Origin of the sequence: Lutibacter holmesii (genome assembly GCF_042679665.1) — a bacterium.
Lineage (GTDB): Bacteria > Bacteroidota > Bacteroidia > Flavobacteriales > Flavobacteriaceae > Lutibacter > Lutibacter holmesii.
Map to the genome: position 1 here is coordinate 157,549 of NZ_JBHTMV010000009.1, position 15,349 is coordinate 172,897.

A 15,349-nucleotide genomic window follows, 5' to 3' on the forward strand; every position below is an offset into this window, starting at 1 on the left:
ACAAAAGTAGGAGTCCATATTTTTTAAGCTGTCTAATTTCCTAGTTTAGTAGGAACAACAAAACAACATCTTTTAAAATGGTCTTGTATCAGCAAAAGATGAAATTTCATCTTTCATTTTTGTTAAATAGTCAATATCATCATAACCATTTAACATGTTTTCTTTTTTGTAACTATTAATCTCAAAAGACTCTTGCGCTCCAGTTGCTAAAATAGTAATGGTTTGTTTGTGTAAGTCAATTTCAATTTCAGTAGCTGGATCAGCTTCAATTGCTTTAAATATCTGATCTAAAAAATCAGCACTTACTTGTACAGGAAGCACTCCAATATTTAAACAATTTCCTCTAAAAATATCAGCGAAAAAACTTGATACTACACAACGGAATCCATAATCGTATACCGCCCAAGCAGCATGCTCTCTTGAAGAACCTGAACCAAAGTTTTTACCACCAACTAATATTTTTCCTTTATATATTGGGTTGTTAAACACAAATGATTCTTTTGGAGTATTGTCTGGATTGAATCTCCAGTCTCTAAATAAGTTATCTCCAAACCCCTTACGCTCAGTTGCTTTTAAGAAACGAGCAGGAATAATTTGATCAGTATCTACATTTTCAATTGGTAATGGTACCGCTGTACTTTTTAATATTTCGAATTTATCGTAAGCCATATTACTTGCTTTTGGCTACTAGCTATTCGCTTTTAGTGGCTATGCTAGTAGTATTAATTTTACTTATTAATTTATTTAAACTTCTTTTTAGTTGATCTACTTTTTCAACTAATTCGATTATATCATTTTCTGAAACAATCCTTAAATCTTTTACAAGAATTAAAAAATATTCCAATTCTGTTGCTGAACCATTTGCAATAATAAGAAACCTTTTAAATTCAACTTCACTTTCTCTACCACAACCTTCTGCAATATTTGCAGGGACAGATGATGAAGCCCTTCTCATTTGGCTTGTTAAGCCATATTGCTCAACTTTAGGAAAACTATCTGTTAATTTATAAACATCTAATGTAATTTGATGTCCTAATTTCCAAACTTGATATTTTCTAAAATTTCTCATGCAACACATTTAATTAACCAATAGCAAATTGCTAAAGGCTAAAAGCTCTTTTATAAAAGTGTTCTTGGATCAGTTACAACTCCAGTTACAGCTGTAGCAGCAGCAACTAACGGACTTGCTAACATTGTTTTTGATCCTGGTCCTTGACGTCCTTCAAAGTTTCTGTTTGAAGTACTCACTGCAACTTTACCTGCAGGAACCTTATCATCGTTCATTGCTAAACAAGCAGAACAACCTGGTTCACGTAATACAAAACCAGCTTCGTTGAAAATTGCTAATAGTCCTTCTTCTTTTATTTTTGCTTCAACAATATGTGAACCTGGTACTAACCAAGCTGTAATATTATCTGCTTTTTTTCGTCCTTTTACAATAGAAGCAAATGCTCTAAAATCTTCAATTCTACCATTGGTACAACTTCCAATAAACACATAATCTACTGGCTTTCCAATCATAGACTCTCCTTCAGCAAACCCCATATAATCTAATGATTTTTTATAGGTAGCTGCTCCACCTTCAACTTGGTCAGCTGTTGGAATATTTTGTGAAATTCCTGTACCCATTCCCGGATTTGTTCCGTAAGTAATCATAGGCTCAATTTCACTAGCACTAAATGTTAATTCTTTATCAAAAACTGCATCTTCATCTGTACTTAAAGTTTCCCAATAAGCCATTGCTTTATCCCAATCTGCTCCTTTAGGCGCAAATTGTCTTCCTTGTACATATTCAAATGTTTTTTCATCCGGAGCAATTAAACCTCCACGAGCTCCCATTTCAATACTTAAGTTACAAACAGTCATTCGACCTTCCATTGTCATATTTCTAAACACATCTCCTGCGTATTCAACAAAATAACCAGTTGCACCTGAAGTTGTTAATTTTGAAATTATAAATAATGCAACATCTTTAGGCGTTACTCCTGCGCCAAGTTCTCCATTTACGTTGATACGCATTTTCTTTGGTTTAGGCTGCATAATACATTGAGATGATAAAACCATTTCAACTTCTGAAGTACCAATACCAAATGCAATAGCACCAAATGCACCGTGTGTTGATGTATGTGAATCACCACAAACTACAGTTGCACCAGGTAATGTAATTCCGTACTCTGGTCCCACAACGTGTACAATTCCATTTTGTTGATGTCCTAATCCCCAGTGAGAAATTCCCCATTCAGCAGAGTTTTCTTCTAAGGCTTTTAACTGATTCGCAGAAAGCGGATCTTCAACAGGTAAATGTTGATTTATAGTTGGTGTGTTATGATCTGCTGTTGCAAAAGTTCTATTTGGAAATAAAACGCTATTATTTCTACTTTTTAATCCTAAAAAAGCTACAGGACTTGTAACCTCATGAATTAAATGTCTATCAATAAATAGCACGTCTGGTCCGTCTTCAATTTTACGAACAACGTGTGAATCCCAAACTTTGTCAAATAATGTAGTACTCATTTATATTGTTTTTTATTGTATTTGTTTTTTGTAATCATAACTTATGTGTATGATTTACAACAATCGCTGCAAATTTAAAAAAAGAAATAAATAAGGCAGAATCAATCTAAATTTAATACGATACCCAAACTACTTATAAATACACTCAAATTAACTAGTTCACTTTCTTCTCATATTTAATTCTTAAAATTCATTTAAATTATTTTTAAATCACCTTTTAAGACCTCAAATAATTTTATACGATCATTTTACTTAAACAATACAATTTCTAACTAAAAGATTGAAAAAATTAAAAAATAAACAATAAAAATACTATTTTGTTAAATTATTAACATAATTAAAGTCTAAAGATTTTTTTTAACCCAAATTATAACCTGCTGTTTTAAACCAATTTATTAATCAAATTATATTTATAATTCTAGAATTTATTGATTAAAAATATACGATATCCAAAAATTATTTCAACTATTTTTTTATTCATTTCTTAAACTATGAAGCTGTTTTAATTGCACAGAAGTAGTAAAATCACGGCACTTCATATTACTATTTCAATTTATACATTTTTGTAAAATCAATTTAATTTTTTACGTAAATGTAACTTTTAAACCTATACACAATACGCAAAAACCTAAATATCAGTGCATTATATTTTTTGGCATTGCATTTGTTTTAATAAATAACAATTAGTACAACTTCAAAACATGTTTAAAAAAATTGAGCTTTATGAACGTAATTATACCTGTAACAGATTTAAACAAAGACAAATCAAAACTTTCAAAAGGATTTCATAACACTGATAATGTTTGTGTGTACAACAGCATTAACAATAGTTATGAATGGCTTAAAACAAAAGAAATAAGCAATTCAGAAGACAACTTAAGTTTAGCTTTAAAGCGCAAAGGTATTTATACTGTTATTACCAGTCATATGCCTTATTTAGCACTCAGACTTTTTAAAGAAAGTGGCATTATAGTTTACAAATCTAAAAGTAAAAATATTGAAAAAAACATTTCTTTATTTTTAAATAGTGAACTTGAACCTTTTACACCTCAAATTCAATTTAGCAATTCTAGCTGCAGTAGCTCTTGTAGCTCTGCATCTTCTTGTAGTACAGATTGTTGTTAAACTATAAATTATGGCATTAAGCAAAGCATTAAATTTTGTAACTGAAGCAATAAAAAATGAACAACTAAGAGCTTTATGTTCAAAACTAACAAAAGAAGAACTTTTACTTCAACTTAATTTTAATGAAGTTGAATTTGAAGACGCAATAAATATGGGGTTGGTAAAATGTCAAACCTACGAACAGGCAGAAGCATACCAACAATTAAGAATATGGTTTTTATTAATTTAACAATATGGAATATAGAAATTTAGAAAAAGCACGCACAATTATTGACGAAGCAACAGGACTAACAGTAGCATATGCATATGATGATTTAGTATTTCCTGACTACACTGCATTTATTATACAGTTTAACGATAAAGATGACACCAATTTCTTATGTCATTTTCACGAAGATTGCGATGAAAAAGAAACCCTTTTTAAAGAATTATCTAAGGCTTGCATTAAAAACAAATGCAGCTTAACCTTAAAAGGTGATTTTAAATTAACTCAAAAAAAGGAAGAAGTTGAACTTCAATTTATATAACTATTATGGCAAATAAAAAACTTAACTGGACAACTTGGCTACAAGAAGGAGATCAATATTTAAAAGCCTACGGAACAAGAAGTAGATTTGGAACAGAAATTAGATACAATCTAATATCAATGTCTTTTGAAGCCTACGCAATGGCTATTTTAGATTTCCACAACTCTTTACCAAACAACCATACTTATTCAGATCTTATGTATGCGTTAGAAACCGTAATTACTTTAGATGAATCATTAAAAAACCGTATTTTAAAATATGAGAATATTCAATCTATTTGTTCTATTGAAAAATACCATACAGTTAAACCTACTGAAGAAGAATTAACTGATTTAAAAGGTGCTATTTTAGAAATAAGCGATATAGCACATAAAACTTGTAGTACTGCTACTGCTTAAAACAGTAAAAAACATCTAAATACAATATTATTTTTTAACCTTGTATTTAGATGTTTCAATTTCATATTTTTCAATTCTTAAACCTAATTTACGATTTGAAATTCCCAATTCTTTTGCTGCTTGTACCACATTTCCTTTTTTAACTATCAAACAATCTATAATTAATTGCTTTTCAACTTTTTCTACAATTATTTGAAGAGAACCTTTTCGCAAGGTACTTGATGATTCTGCTGTTTGCAGTGTAGGTGGCAAATTTTCTACTCGTATTACTTGGTCTGCACTAATAATAGCAGCTCGCTCAATACAGTTTTCTAATTCACGTATATTTCCTGGCCAATGGTACACCATTAAAGCATCAATTGCTGAAGAAGCTACACGAATAATATTTGTTCCATTTTTTTTATTTGTTTTTTGAATAAAGTGATCAACCAATAACGGAATATCATTTAATCTTTCACGTAAAGCAGGCATATAAATAGGAAAAACATTTAAACGATAATATAAATCTTCTCTAAATGCATCATCTATAATCGCATTTTCTAAATTTCTATTTGTAGCCGTAATTATTCTAACATCGCATTTTATAGTTTTTGAACCTCCTAATCTTTCAAATTCTTTTTCTTGAAGAACCCGTAACAATTTAATTTGCATATGCGCAGAAAGTTCCCCAATCTCATCAATAAATATGGTTCCTCCTTCAGCCAATTCAAACCTACCTTTTTTCATATCTGAAGCACCAGTAAAAGCTCCTTTTTCGTGACCAAAAAGTTCGCTCTCAATTAATGTCTCTGGTAAGGCAGCACAATTTATTTTTACAAATGGTTTTGAAGCTCGGTTGCTTTTATAATGAATAGCATCAGCAATTAATTCTTTACCCACACCACTTTCACCTCTTATTAATACCGTTGCAAGCGTTGTTGAAACTTGCTCTATTTGTTTAAACACTTCTCTTAATTTAGAGCAATTTCCTATAATATTTTCATAAGAAAACCTATTCTCTAACTCTAAATGCAATTTTTGATTTTCACTTTTTAAACGCTCAACCTCTTCAATTCTATCTTGTCGTACACGCACTGCTTGGGCAATCATAGAACCAATAACTGTAAGAATTCGTATCAGTTCATCTTTATTTACGCGTTTATCATAAACTCTAGAAATACTCAGTGTACCAACAATTTCAAAATTAACAGTGATAGGAACTATTATAAATGAAATATCTTTCTTGCTTTTAGTTTTAAGCTCCATTTTAGTTTTATTTACAAAACCATGAGCTCCTTCAATTTTATCAATAAAAATAGGTTTTCCAGTTTTCACAACATTTCCGGTAATACCTTCACCTACCAAATACCTACTCTCTTTTTTCCTATCAAACGAAACACCATACGATGCCTCAAGTAATATTTTTGAAACCTCTCTATTTAAAATAGATAACATACAACGTTCTGCATCTAAATACCTACCAACCAACTCCATAATAGGCTCCATTGTATCTTTAATAAACCTACTATTATTAATCATTGTACTAATTTCAAATAATAAAGGTAGCTCAGTATCACCCTTGCAAAACCTATCGGCTTTGTGGCAATAATGACTTTTAAATCCGTCCTTAACTGTATTTTTTAATTGTGTAGACATAGGTATCAAACCTTTTAAATTTCTCCTTCAGCACTAATATGCAACAAATCAAAATTACATTATTTTCAATAAAATCAATAAAATATGAGATTTTAAATAACGAAAACGTATTAGTTGAAGTTTTTATTCATTGAAAAATGAAAATCATTAACTATTCAATAATTTCCGTTTTTGTAAAAACACCTAAATTATTTTACATTTATGTAATCTTTTAAAAAATTACAATTTTCAAAAAAATAAAATATTATTTTTTAATCACCTGATAAAAAGACACTTACACACACCTTAAATACTTTTTCTTGCCAAATCTATTTTTAATGGCACAGTAAATGAAAAATGAAAATCAAATATTCATTAAATAATTTTACTTATGAGAAAAATAGCAATTTACGGAAAAGGTGGTATTGGAAAATCAACTACTACACAAAACACAGTGGCAGGTTTAGCTGCAATGGGAAAAAAAATAATGGTAGTAGGATGTGATCCTAAAGCTGATTCAACAAGACTTCTACTAGGCGGTTTAGCACAAAAAACAGTTCTTGACACTTTACGAGAAGAAGGTGAAGATGTAGTTTTTGATGACATTGTAAAACCTGGTTATGGAAATACAAGCTGTACTGAGTCTGGCGGACCAGAACCTGGAGTAGGTTGTGCAGGTCGTGGTATTATTACTTCAATTAACATGCTTGAACAATTAGGTGCATATGAAGAAGACAAGTGCTTAGACTATGCTTTTTACGATGTACTTGGTGACGTAGTTTGTGGTGGTTTTGCAATGCCAATTAGAGATGGTAAAGCAGAAGAAATCTACATTGTAGTTTCAGGAGAAATGATGGCAATGTATGCTGCTAATAACATTTGTAAAGGTATTGTAAAATTTGCTCAGGCAGGTGCTGTACGTTTAGGTGGACTAATTTGTAACAGTCGTTTAGTTGATAATGAAAGACAAATGATTGAAGAATTAGCAAAAAAATTAGGAACACAAATGATTCATTTTGTACCAAGAGACAATATGGTTCAAAAAGCTGAGATTCACAGAAAAACAGTAATTGAATATGCTCCTGAACACCCACAAGCTGAAGAATACAGACAATTAGCTCAAAAAATTGACCAAAATAAAATGTTTGTAGTTCCAACTCCTTTAGAAATTGAAGAATTGGAAGGCCTTTTAATTGAATTCGGAATTTTAAATTAAACAACACTAATCATTAAAAAATATCAATATGCAATTAATTAGAGCCATTGTAAGATCCGAAAAATCTGCAACAGTTATCAAAGCCTTATTTGAAGCAGGATACGTTGCTGTTACAAAAGTACCAGTTGTAGGACGTGGTAAACAACGCGGAATTAAAATAGGAGACATTACATACGATGAAATACCAAAAGATTTATTAATGATTGTTGTAAAGGACGAAGATAAAGACTTCCCTATAAAAACAATTATGGAAGCTGCTAGAACAGGAGAAAAAGGAGCTTTTGGAGATGGAAAAATATTTGTAAGCCCTGTTGAAGAAGCATACACTATAAGTCGAGGTACTAAAGAACTTTAAACCCATAAACAATGAAGACAATTATAGCCATTCTACGAATTCATACAATGAATAAAACAAAGGAAGCACTTTCTAACGCTGGCTTACCTTCATTTACTGCTACCGGTCAAGTATATGGTCGTGGTAAAGGAAAATGGGATGCTGAAGTTATGGAAGGTGTTAAAAACAATCAACCAGAAGCTATTGCACTATTAGGTCCTGAACCAAGACTTAGACTACACCGTATGATCACGCTTACAGTAGCCGATTCAAAAGTTAAAACAGCCGTACAAGAAATTATGAACTCAAACAGAACAAATGCTCCAGGTGATGGAAAAATATTTGTTCTACCTAGCACAGAAGCGCTAAGTATACGTACTGGTGAATTTGGAGATAGTGTATTAGATTAACTGTAAAAACGAAAAAATATGTCTAAAGATAATAAACCCAATATATTTCCAGACACTTCAGAATTGATTGAGGAAATATTAGATAAATACCCTAAAAAGGTAGCCAAAAAAAGAGCAAAATCATTAGTTTCAAATGACCCTGAAATTGACCAAGAAATTCAGTCAAACATTAGAACTATCCCAGGAATAATTACACAAAGAGGTTGTTGTTATGCCGGTTGTAAAGGAGTAATATTAGGCCCAACACGTGACATAATAAATATTGTTCACGGACCAATAGGCTGCTCATTTTACGCTTGGCTAACAAGAAGAAACCAAACAGATCCAGGACCTGACGGAGAAAACTACATGAATTACTGCTTCTCAACAGACATGCAGGATACAAATATTGTATTTGGAGGAGAAAAAAAATTAGAAGCTGCCATTAGAGAAGCTTATGAAATATTTAAACCACATTCTATTGGTGTTTTCTCAACGTGTCCTATTGGATTAATTGGAGATGATGTACACGCAGTTTCAAGAAAAATGAAAGAAGAATTAGGTATAAATATCTTTGGATTTAGCTGTGAAGGTTACAAAGGAGTTAGCCAATCTGCAGGACACCATATTGCAAACAACGGAATATTTAAACACGTAGTTGGTTTAAATGATACTGACCCAGGTGGGAAATTTAAAATAAACTTACTTGGAGAATACAATATTGGTGGAGACTCATTTGTACTTGAAAAATACTTTGAAGAAATGGGCATCACACTTGTTTCAACATTTAGTGGTAACTCAACAATTAGTCAGTTTGAAAATGCTCACATGGCCGATTTAAACGCCGTAATGTGTCACAGATCTATCAATTACATTGCTGAAATGCTTGAGAAAAAGCACGGTATTCCTTGGATAAAAATAAACTTTATTGGAGCTGATGCAACAGCAAAATCATTGAGGAAAATTGCTGAATATTTTGAAGATGAAGAGTTAATTGCAAAAACTGAAGAAATTATTGAGCGTGAAATGCTTGAAGTAAAAGCTACTATTGAAGATGTAAAAAGTAGAACAGAAGGCAAATTATGTATGATGTATGTTGGTGGATCTAGAGCGCACCATTACCAAGAGTTATTTGGCGAAATTGGTATGCGTACCATCTCTGCAGGGTATGAATTTGGTCACCGAGATGACTACGAAGGAAGAAAAGTTATAGATAGTATAAAAATTGACGCCGACAGTAGAAATATTGAAGAACTTGATATTGTAAAAGATGAAACTTTTTGGAGACAAGATTTAGTTGACAAAAAAACAGCGCTTGAAAATGAAGGGTTTGGTTTTTCTGAATATGACGGAATGATGCCAGACATGGAAAAAAATAGTTTAGTTATTGATGATATTTCACACTGGGAAACCGAAAAACTAATTGAATACTACAAACCAGATATTATTGGTGCAGGTATTAAAGAAAAATATGTTATTCAAAAATATGGAGTACCATTAAAACAACTTCATAGTTATGATTACGGTGGTCCATATGCAGGCTTTAAAGGTGCTGTTAATTTTTATAAAGATATTGATCAAATGGTAAACACTAAAATTTGGGGATTAATTCCACCACCATGGAAAAACGAACCAGAATTAGTCGCAAAATTGGCTCATACAGCCTAAAAACTGGTTTAAAACCATTTACAAAAAACATTTTATAAACTTTAAATTAAAGACATTATGCTATTAAGACATACCACAAAAGATATAAAAGAAAGGAAGGCATTAACTATTAACCCAGCTAAAACTTGCCAACCAGTTGGGGCTATGTATGCTGCTCTTGGTATCCACGGTTGCTTACCACACAGTCACGGTTCACAAGGTTGCTGCTCATACCACCGTAGTGCACTTACACGTCACTACAAAGAACCAATTATGGCAGCAACAAGTTCATTTACTGAAGGTTCTTCAGTATTTGGTGGGCAAGCAAACCTTGTTCAAGCAATTGATAATATTTTCACTATTTACGAACCAGAAATAATTGCAGTTCATTCAACTTGTTTATCTGAAACTATTGGAGATGACCTTAAACAAATTACTGAGAAAGCAAAAGACAATGGAAAAATACCTGAAGGAAAGCACGTTATTTTTTGCAACACACCAAGTTATGTAGGTTCTCACGTTACAGGATATTCTAATATGGTAAGCGGTATTGTAAAATGCCTATCAGAATCTACAGGGAAAACAAATGATAAAATCAATTTAATTTCTGGATGGGTAGAACCTTCAGACATGAAAGAGGTAAAAAGATTAGCAACTTTAATGGGAGCTAATTTCACCATGTTTCCTGACACATCAGACGTTGTAGATACTCCACAAACAGGAACTTACCAAATGTACCCAAAAGGAGGTGCTAAAATTCCAGATTTAATTGCTGCAGGTGATAGTAAAGCTTCATTAGCTTTTGGAGAATGGGCAACTAAAGATGCTGCAATTAAATTAGAGAACAAATGCAAAGTACCTTTTGAAGCTACAGACCTTCCAATTGGAGTAAGAGCAACAGACCGTTTTATAATGGAATTATCAAAACTTGCTGAAGTTGCAATTCCAGACGAAATTACTACAGAAAGAGGAAAATTAGTAGATATGATTACTGATATGCAACAATACCTAAACGGAAAGCGTGTTGCTTTATTTGGAGATCCAGATCAATTAATTCCTTTAGTAGAGTTCCTTTTAGATATGAACATGAAACCTGTCTATATCGTTTCAGGAACACCTGGAAAAAAAATGCAAGAAAAGTTAGAAGAAATGCTTTTACCTGTTGTACCTGAAGCTAAGTTCCAAAACGGAAAAGGAGCTGATATGTATTTATTACACCAATGGATTAAAAACGAAGGTGTTGATTTACTAATTGGTAACACTTACGGAAAGTACATTTCAAGAGATGAAAACATTCCTTTTTTAAGAATGGGATTCCCAATTCTTGATCGTGTAGGACACTCTTATTTCCCAACTTTAGGTTATATGGGAGGATTAAGAATATTAGAAAAAATATTAGATCTAATCATGGACAAACAGGATTTAGATAGCCCTGAAAGAGAATTTGAATTGGTAATGTAATACCTTCAAATAAAACAAAAATTAATACAAATGAACATATAACTTAAAATTAAACTCATGGAATCTATACTTAAAGACCGAAAAAACCACGTACTGACAAAAGGAACAGATTCACATGAATTAAGTTGTGACAAGTCTAGCCTAGCAGGATCCGTAAGCCAAAGAGCTTGCGTATTTTGCGGCTCTAGAGTTGTATTATACCCAATTGCTGATGCACTACACTTAGTACACGGACCTATTGGATGTGCGGCATACACTTGGGATATTAGAGGTGCCCTTTCTTCTGGTCCACAAATACACAGATTAAGCTTTTCAACAGACATAAAAGAAAAACAAGTAGTTTTTGGGGGAGAAAAAACCTTAAAAAACGCACTCATTGAATTAATTGAAGAATACAACCCAAAAGCTGCTTTTGTTTATTCAACTTGTATTGTTGATTTAATTGGTGATGATGTTGAAAGCGTATGTAAAACTGTAAGCAACATAACAGGTATTGATGTACTTACTGTTCAAGCTCCAGGTTTTGCAGGAACAAAGAAAGATGGTTATAAAGTCGCTTGTGACACTTTAATGAAACTGGTTGGCACAAAAGGAACAGCCGAAACTATTCCAAACAGCATAAATATAATTGGAGATTTTAATTTGGCTGGTGAATTATACTTACTACGTGACTATTACGAAAAAATGGGAGTTCACATAGTTTCAACCATCACTGGTGATGGACGTGTAGATGATATTCGCCAATCTCATAAAGCCGCCTTAAATATTGTGCAATGTTCTGGTTCAATGAGCAATTTAGCCATGCAAATGGAAGAAAAATATCAAATCCCAAATATGAGAGTTTCATATTTTGGAATTGAAGACATGTCTGAAGCTCTTTATAGCATTGCTCGTTTTTTCAACAACAAAGAAATGATGGATAAAGCTATTGAATTGGTTAGAACTGAAGTAAGTGATTTATTGCCAAAACTAGAATTTTACAAAAAAGCTTTAACAGGAAAAAAAGCAGCTATTTATGTTGGTGGTGCTTTTAAAGCAATTTCATTAATAAAAGCTTTACGAATGATTGGTGTAAAAACAGTAGTTGTTGGATCTCAAACAGGAAATAAAGAAGACTACTTAACTATGAAAAACCTAAGTGATGAGGGTACAATATTGGTTGACGATACAAACCCTTTAGAATTAACACAATTTGTAAAAGAAACAAAAGCCGATATTTTAATTGGAGGCGTTAAAGAAAGACCAATAGCCTTTAAACTAGGTTTAGGTTTTTGCGACCATAACCACGAACGTAAACTTGCATTAGCAGGATATTTAGGAATGCTAAATTTTGCAAAAGAAATTTACGCAACGGCAATGAGCCCAGTATTTCAATTCACAAAAATCAAGTAATATGGAGAAAGCAATAGAACATAAAGACAAAGCATTCACTTCAACAAGAAACGCATGTAAAGTTTGCACGCCACTTGGTGGAAGTATTGTTTTTAAAGGAATTGAAGGCTGCGTACCACTTATCCATGGATCACAAGGTTGCGCAACTTATATAAGAAGGTATTTAATTAGTCATTACAAAGAGCCTGTAGATATTGCTTCAACAAATTTCACCGAAGAAACAGCCATTTTTGGAGGTGAAAAAAACCTATTTATCGCATTAAAAAATGTTACCAAACAATACAATCCTAAAATTATAGGAATTGCAACAACTTGCCTTAGCGAAGTAATTGGTGATGATATGCGAAAAATACTGCACAAGTATAAATTGGACAATAAAGAAGATGAAACGCTTCCTGAACTCGTTTTTGTAAACACACCAAGTTTTATGGGAACACATGTAAACGGTTTTCATGACGCTGTTTGGGCACTTGTAAATGCATTTGCAACTTCAGGTACAACAACACAAAACATTAATATATTTCCTGGTTTTTTATCTCCTGCAGACCTACAACATTTAAAACAAATTTTCACTGATATAGGTTTAAAAACAATAATGACACCTGACTATTCAGATATATTAGATAATGAATACACAGGAGAATACGAAAAGCTACCAAAAGGCGGAACAACAATAGAAGAATTGCAACAAACAGCAAATTCAAAAGCATCTATTGAATTTGGATATGTTTTAAACAAATCAAATTCAAAATCACAAACTGCAGCTGAATATTTAGAATCTACTTTTGATGTACCTAGAATAAATTTAAACATTCCTATTGGAATTAAAGCTACTGATGCCTTTTTTGAAACTTTAGAAAGTATTTCAAAAAAAGAAACACCTGAGAAATACAGAAAGCAACGCGGAAAACTAATAGACGCCTATGTAGATGGTCATAAATATGTCTTCGGAAAAAAGGCCGTTGTTTATGGTGAAGAAGATTTTGTAATTGCTATGATTTCGTTTTTAGAAGAAATTGGTATTGAAACTGTTTTATGCGCTTCTGGCGGAAGCAGTGGTTTATTAAAAAAAGTAATTCAAGAAAAAGTAAATCCAAAACACACAATCAACATCAATGATAATTTTGATTTTGAAGAAATTGCAGAAACCTGCAAAGAACTAAAACCAGACATTATTATTGGAAATAGTAAAGGCTATTACATTGCTCGTGAACTAGGAATACCACTTGCAAGAGTTGGTTTCCCAATTCATGACAGATTAGGCGGTTCAAGAATAAAACATATTGGTTACGAAGGAACCCAAGCCTTGTTTGATTTAATTGCAAACACACTAATTCAACAAATGCAAGACAATTCACCCGTTGGATACAAATACATGTAACCATTAAGTTACAAAAAGAGATTATAAAAAAACATAGAATACCTAACTACAAAACAATATTACATGGAAAATACAAACCCATTAAGCAAAACACACCCTTGTTTTGATAAAGAAGCAAAAGGAAAATACGCACGAGTTCATATCCCAGTTGCCCCACAATGTAATGTTCAATGTGGTTATTGCAATAGAAAATACGATTGTGTAAATGAAAGTAGACCTGGAGTAACAAGCTCTATTTTAACACCTGAACAATCACTTCAATATATAAAAGCTATTTCACAAAAAATTGACAACATTTCAACTATTGGAATTGCAGGTCCTGGAGATGCATTTGCTCAACCTGAAAAAACTTTTGAAGCTATACGATTGATAAAAGACGAATTCCCAGACAAAATATTTTGTCTTTCATCAAATGGGTTAAACCTATTACCATACGTAGATCAAATCGCTGAATTAGATGTAACTCACGTAACTATAACAATCAACAGTTTTAGATTAGAAACGCTAGCCAAAATATACAACTGGGCACGTTTCAATAAAAAAATGTACAGAGGTGTTGCTGCTGCACAATTAATGCTAGAACAACAAACTGAAGCCTTAAAAGCTTTAGTAGCTAAAAATATTACGGTTAAAATAAACACCGTACTTATTCCAGGTGTAAATGACACAGAGATAGAAGAAGTTGCTCAAATTGTAGGAGAATTAGGAGCAGCAACAATGAATTGCATTCCTTTAATCCCTACAGAAGATACTGAATTTGCTGATCTTGAAAAACCAAGCAGTCAATTAATTAGAGACAGTTACAGGGCTGTTCGTAAACATATAAAACCAATGACACATTGCTCACGCTGTAGAGCTGATGCTGCAGGTATGTTAGGAAATGACAATATGGATGCTTACAAATTAATTGAAGAATATGCAGCAATGCCAACGGCCGTAGACAAAACAAAACCACACGTAGCAGTTGCAAGTTATGAAGGATTAATGATTAACAAACACTTAGGAGAAGCAAAAGATTTCCTTATTTACAAACAAACTAAAACTGGATATGAATTGGTTGAAAGACGCTTTGCTCCAGCAAAAGGAAGTGGCGATTTACGTTGGATAAACTTAGCAAAAACATTGAATGACTGTTCGTATATTTTGGTGAATGGCGTTGGTCAAAAACCTGTTGATTTACTTCAAAAAGTAGGAATTGCAGTATTAGAAATGTCAGGATTAATTGAAGATGGTTTAGAAGCTGTCTACAAAGGGAAAAAACTAAAATCAGTTGTAAAAACAACCTTATCAAAATGCGGAACTGGTTGCGGAGGAAACGCAATGGGATGCGGTTAATAGTAATCCGCACAGC

16 protein-coding genes are annotated in these 15,349 nt (G+C 32.4%); 12 read left to right on the forward strand and 4 right to left on the reverse strand.

Features of this window, described 5'->3' with window-relative positions; translation table 11 throughout:
• Positions 1–72 precede the first annotated feature (72 nt).
• Genes leuD through leuC form a run of 3 tightly spaced genes read right to left on the reverse strand, consistent with a single transcriptional unit; the run spans position 73 to position 2,514 of the window.
• Positions 73–669 (reverse strand): 3-isopropylmalate dehydratase small subunit, encoded by a 597-nt coding sequence (gene leuD / locus ACFQ5N_RS13180; protein ID WP_386810143.1) that lies wholly within the window; start codon positions 667–669, stop codon positions 73–75.
• 22 nt (positions 670–691) lie between these two features.
• The gene (locus ACFQ5N_RS13185; RefSeq protein WP_386810144.1) at positions 692–1,069 is read right to left on the reverse strand and encodes a four helix bundle protein; all 378 of its coding nucleotides are present in this window, start codon (positions 1,067–1,069) and stop codon (positions 692–694) included.
• A gap of 50 nt (positions 1,070–1,119) precedes the next feature.
• Complete coding sequence (gene leuC / locus ACFQ5N_RS13190; protein WP_386810145.1) at positions 1,120–2,514, reverse strand: 3-isopropylmalate dehydratase large subunit; 1,395 nt, start codon at positions 2,512–2,514, stop codon at positions 1,120–1,122.
• Positions 2,515–3,237: 723 nt separating this feature from the next.
• Here leuC and ACFQ5N_RS13195 point away from each other — a divergent pair.
• The 4 genes from ACFQ5N_RS13195 to ACFQ5N_RS13210 are packed head-to-tail and all read left to right on the forward strand — an operon-like array spanning position 3,238 to position 4,564.
• Entirely contained in the window at positions 3,238–3,639 is a 402-nt protein-coding gene (locus ACFQ5N_RS13195; RefSeq protein ID WP_386810146.1) for a NifB/NifX family molybdenum-iron cluster-binding protein, read from the forward strand.
• 10 nt (positions 3,640–3,649) lie between these two features.
• On the forward strand, positions 3,650–3,868 hold the full coding sequence (locus ACFQ5N_RS13200; RefSeq protein ID WP_386810148.1) for a hypothetical protein: 219 nt from the start codon (positions 3,650–3,652) through the stop codon (positions 3,866–3,868).
• Positions 3,869–3,872: 4 nt separating this feature from the next.
• Positions 3,873–4,166 carry a hypothetical protein gene (locus ACFQ5N_RS13205; RefSeq protein ID WP_386810150.1) on the forward strand — a complete coding sequence of 98 codons (294 nt, stop codon included), beginning with the start codon at positions 3,873–3,875 and terminating at the stop codon, positions 4,164–4,166.
• 5 nt (positions 4,167–4,171) lie between these two features.
• Positions 4,172–4,564 (forward strand): hypothetical protein, encoded by a 393-nt coding sequence (locus ACFQ5N_RS13210; RefSeq protein ID WP_386810152.1) that lies wholly within the window; start codon positions 4,172–4,174, stop codon positions 4,562–4,564.
• Positions 4,565–4,591: 27 nt separating this feature from the next.
• Here ACFQ5N_RS13210 and ACFQ5N_RS13215 read toward each other — a convergent pair whose 3' ends face one another.
• Positions 4,592–6,199 (reverse strand): sigma-54 interaction domain-containing protein, encoded by a 1,608-nt coding sequence (locus ACFQ5N_RS13215; RefSeq protein WP_386810154.1) that lies wholly within the window; start codon positions 6,197–6,199, stop codon positions 4,592–4,594.
• A 370-nt stretch (positions 6,200–6,569) separates the two neighbouring features.
• On the opposite strand from ACFQ5N_RS13215, the gene nifH reads away from it, so the two are divergent.
• The 8 genes from nifH (at position 6,570) to ACFQ5N_RS13255 (ending at position 15,333) form a co-directional block, all read left to right on the forward strand.
• A complete protein-coding gene (nifH, locus tag ACFQ5N_RS13220) occupies positions 6,570–7,394 on the forward strand; it encodes a nitrogenase iron protein (protein ID WP_386810156.1) in 825 nt (274 codons plus the stop codon).
• Positions 7,395–7,422: 28 nt separating this feature from the next.
• Positions 7,423–7,749 (forward strand): P-II family nitrogen regulator, encoded by a 327-nt coding sequence (locus tag ACFQ5N_RS13225; protein WP_386810158.1) that lies wholly within the window; start codon positions 7,423–7,425, stop codon positions 7,747–7,749.
• Positions 7,750–7,760: 11 nt separating this feature from the next.
• On the forward strand, positions 7,761–8,138 hold the full coding sequence (locus ACFQ5N_RS13230; RefSeq protein ID WP_386810160.1) for a P-II family nitrogen regulator: 378 nt from the start codon (positions 7,761–7,763) through the stop codon (positions 8,136–8,138).
• A gap of 18 nt (positions 8,139–8,156) precedes the next feature.
• Entirely contained in the window at positions 8,157–9,785 is a 1,629-nt protein-coding gene (gene nifD, locus ACFQ5N_RS13235; protein WP_386810161.1) for a nitrogenase molybdenum-iron protein alpha chain, read from the forward strand.
• 57 nt (positions 9,786–9,842) lie between these two features.
• Positions 9,843–11,225 (forward strand): nitrogenase molybdenum-iron protein subunit beta, encoded by a 1,383-nt coding sequence (nifK, locus tag ACFQ5N_RS13240; RefSeq protein ID WP_386810163.1) that lies wholly within the window; start codon positions 9,843–9,845, stop codon positions 11,223–11,225.
• A 57-nt stretch (positions 11,226–11,282) separates the two neighbouring features.
• Entirely contained in the window at positions 11,283–12,617 is a 1,335-nt protein-coding gene (gene nifE / locus ACFQ5N_RS13245; protein ID WP_386810164.1) for a nitrogenase iron-molybdenum cofactor biosynthesis protein NifE, read from the forward strand.
• Position 12,618: 1 nt separating this feature from the next.
• Positions 12,619–13,998 carry a nitrogenase component 1 gene (locus ACFQ5N_RS13250; protein WP_386810165.1) on the forward strand — a complete coding sequence of 460 codons (1,380 nt, stop codon included), beginning with the start codon at positions 12,619–12,621 and terminating at the stop codon, positions 13,996–13,998.
• Positions 13,999–14,061: 63 nt separating this feature from the next.
• Complete coding sequence (locus tag ACFQ5N_RS13255; protein ID WP_386810167.1) at positions 14,062–15,333, forward strand: radical SAM protein; 1,272 nt, start codon at positions 14,062–14,064, stop codon at positions 15,331–15,333.
• The last annotated feature ends 16 nt before the right edge of the window (positions 15,334–15,349 follow it).

Coding starts and splice junctions, on each gene's coding strand:
- leuD (WP_386810143.1), bottom strand. CDS start 669: ATGGCTTACGATAAATTCGAAATATTAAAAAGTACAGCGGTACCATTA.
- ACFQ5N_RS13185 (WP_386810144.1), bottom strand. CDS start 1,069: ATGAGAAATTTTAGAAAATATCAAGTTTGGAAATTAGGACATCAAATT.
- leuC (WP_386810145.1), bottom strand. CDS start 2,514: ATGAGTACTACATTATTTGACAAAGTTTGGGATTCACACGTTGTTCGT.
- ACFQ5N_RS13195 (WP_386810146.1), top strand. CDS start 3,238: ATGAACGTAATTATACCTGTAACAGATTTAAACAAAGACAAATCAAAA.
- ACFQ5N_RS13200 (WP_386810148.1), top strand. CDS start 3,650: ATGGCATTAAGCAAAGCATTAAATTTTGTAACTGAAGCAATAAAAAAT.
- ACFQ5N_RS13205 (WP_386810150.1), top strand. CDS start 3,873: ATGGAATATAGAAATTTAGAAAAAGCACGCACAATTATTGACGAAGCA.
- ACFQ5N_RS13210 (WP_386810152.1), top strand. CDS start 4,172: ATGGCAAATAAAAAACTTAACTGGACAACTTGGCTACAAGAAGGAGAT.
- ACFQ5N_RS13215 (WP_386810154.1), bottom strand. CDS start 6,199: ATGTCTACACAATTAAAAAATACAGTTAAGGACGGATTTAAAAGTCAT.
- nifH (WP_386810156.1), top strand. CDS start 6,570: ATGAGAAAAATAGCAATTTACGGAAAAGGTGGTATTGGAAAATCAACT.
- ACFQ5N_RS13225 (WP_386810158.1), top strand. CDS start 7,423: ATGCAATTAATTAGAGCCATTGTAAGATCCGAAAAATCTGCAACAGTT.
- ACFQ5N_RS13230 (WP_386810160.1), top strand. CDS start 7,761: ATGAAGACAATTATAGCCATTCTACGAATTCATACAATGAATAAAACA.
- nifD (WP_386810161.1), top strand. CDS start 8,157: ATGTCTAAAGATAATAAACCCAATATATTTCCAGACACTTCAGAATTG.
- nifK (WP_386810163.1), top strand. CDS start 9,843: ATGCTATTAAGACATACCACAAAAGATATAAAAGAAAGGAAGGCATTA.
- nifE (WP_386810164.1), top strand. CDS start 11,283: ATGGAATCTATACTTAAAGACCGAAAAAACCACGTACTGACAAAAGGA.
- ACFQ5N_RS13250 (WP_386810165.1), top strand. CDS start 12,619: ATGGAGAAAGCAATAGAACATAAAGACAAAGCATTCACTTCAACAAGA.
- ACFQ5N_RS13255 (WP_386810167.1), top strand. CDS start 14,062: ATGGAAAATACAAACCCATTAAGCAAAACACACCCTTGTTTTGATAAA.